Origin of the sequence: Micromonospora phytophila (assembly GCF_023656545.1) — a bacterium.
GTDB classification, from domain to species: Bacteria; Actinomycetota; Actinomycetes; order Mycobacteriales; family Micromonosporaceae; genus Micromonospora; species Micromonospora phytophila.
Window position 1 is genome coordinate 1 of record NZ_JAMOKF010000574.1, and the last position, 1,934, is coordinate 1,934.

Annotated in this window: 3 protein-coding genes; 2 read left to right on the forward strand and 1 reads right to left on the reverse strand. The window is 74.0% G+C overall.

Annotated features, from left to right (window positions below; translation table 11 throughout):
- The first annotated feature begins 197 nt into the window (after positions 1 to 197).
- Positions 198 to 809, forward strand: a complete 612-nt coding sequence (locus NCC78_RS31375; protein WP_250799056.1) for a LysE family translocator — start codon at positions 198 to 200, stop codon at positions 807 to 809.
- A 29-nt stretch (positions 810 to 838) separates the two neighbouring features.
- Complete coding sequence (locus NCC78_RS31380) at positions 839 to 1,531, forward strand: B3/B4 domain-containing protein (protein WP_250799057.1); 693 nt, start codon at positions 839 to 841, stop codon at positions 1,529 to 1,531.
- A gap of 201 nt (positions 1,532 to 1,732) precedes the next feature.
- Here the strand turns inward: NCC78_RS31380 and NCC78_RS31385 are convergent.
- Positions 1,733 to 1,934: hypothetical protein (locus NCC78_RS31385; protein WP_250799058.1), on the reverse strand; the 202-nt coding region annotated here is incomplete at its 5' end.

A 1,934-nucleotide genomic window follows, 5' to 3' on the forward strand; every position in this document is an offset into this window, starting at 1 on the left:
GGGCGTCGGCGACGTCGAGGTGCAGGAAGTCCGAACCGGCGTTCGGAGGCGGCCCCGGCACCACGGCAGGCGTCGCACCCGTCGCCGCCGCGCTCGGCGTTACGGTCCTCTCGGGAGGCTTCGGTTTGGCCCTGCTCATCGGACCATGATGGCAGCAGAGTGGGAGGCGACCACCCGCCCCACCCGAGAGGACCCTCGTGACCATCGCCTTCCTGGTGACCACCCTCGTCGTGGTCGTCACCCCCGGTGCCGGGGTGATCTTCACCCTCTCCGCCGGGCTGACCGGCGGGCGGCGGGCCAGCCTGGTCGCCGCGTTCGGCTGCACGGTGGGCATCGTGCCGCACCTGGCGGCGGCGGTGACCGGGCTGGCCGCGCTGCTGCGCTCCAGTGCACCCGCCTTCCACCTGCTGAAGTACCTCGGCGTGGCCTACCTGCTCTACCTGGCCTGGGCGACCCTGCGGGACCGGGACGCGATCGCGGTACGCCCGCAGGTCGCACCCCGGTCGGCAGCCCGGGTGATCGGCTCGGCGGTGCTGATGAACCTGCTCAACCCGAAGGTGACGATCTTCTTCGTCGCCTTCCTGCCCCAGTTCGTGCCCCCGGACGCGCCGGACGCCCTGCCCCGGATGCTGGGGCTCAGCGCGGTGTTCATGCTGGCCACCCTGGTCGTCTTCAGCGGCTACGGCCTCTGCGCCGCCGCCGTACGCCGGCACGTGCTCGACCGACCGCGGGTCACCGACTGGCTGCGCCGGGGCTTCGCCGGCTCCTTTCTCGCGCTCGGCCTGCTCCTGGCCCGCGCCGACACCTGACCGTCCCGACACCGACCGAGGAACCGACCATGCGCTTCCAGCACTCGCCCCGGCTGTGGGCCGAGCACCCGACCCTCGTCGCCGGCGTCCTGCACGCCGAGGGCGTCGACGGCAAGCCCCGCGCCGAACTGCCCCTCGCGCGACTGCACGACACCGCCCGGGAGCGGCTCGCCGGCAGCAGCGAGGGCGGCTTCCCCGAGATCCAGGCGTGGCGGCGGGCCTTCTCCCGGATGGGCCTGGCCCCGACCCGCTACCGCTGCGCCGCCGAGTCGCTGCTGCGCCGGCTGCGTACCGCCGGCAGCCTGCCCGAGGTTCACCCGCTGGTGGACCTCGGCAACGCGATCTCCGTCGCGTACGCGATCCCGGTCGGGATCTTCGACGCAGCGCTGATCGGCGAGGGCCTCGAGGTGCGGCACGCCCGGGGCGACGAGCGGTACCTGACCTTCGGCGGCACGCACGAGCACCCCGACCCCGACGAGGTCATCTTCGCCGACCCGGCGGGGCGGGCGCACGCGCGGCGCTGGACGAACCGGCAGAGCGGCTGGTCGGCGGTGCGCGACGACACCGCGAGCATCCTGGTGGTGGTCGAGGCGGTGCACGACACCGCCGACCGGGACGTGCCGCTGCTGCTCGCCACCCTCGCCGACCACCTCGCCCGCGGCTGGTCGGTGTCGTCCCGCACGGCGATCCTCAGCGCCACCGCACCCCGCTTCGAGTTCTGAGCCTTCCGGAAGTGCGGGCCGCTCCCTGAGGGAAGATCAGCCGCAACGGGCCGGACCGGTCGTCCACCGGTCCGGCCCGCGGCCGTCTCACGCGGCATGTCGAGGTGACCGGCTACGACGTGCGGTCTTCCCGACGAGGTGCTGGAGGACCGACCGGCAAGGTGCTCCGGCCGACCGCCGGGGATTAGGCGCCCCGACGACTCAGCGCAGCTCAGGCGGCTCCACGTAGGACCAGGTGAGCCCGTCCGGGGATAGCCAGATGCCGGGGGTGTCCGGCCAGCCGGTCTGCGCGTACCCGCCGGGCACGGGCAGGGCGTCGGCTCCGGGGGCGGGCTCGACCGGGGCCAGCCGACGTCCCTCGTCGGTGCTGAGGAACATCAGCGGGTCGTCGCCGGCCCGAAGG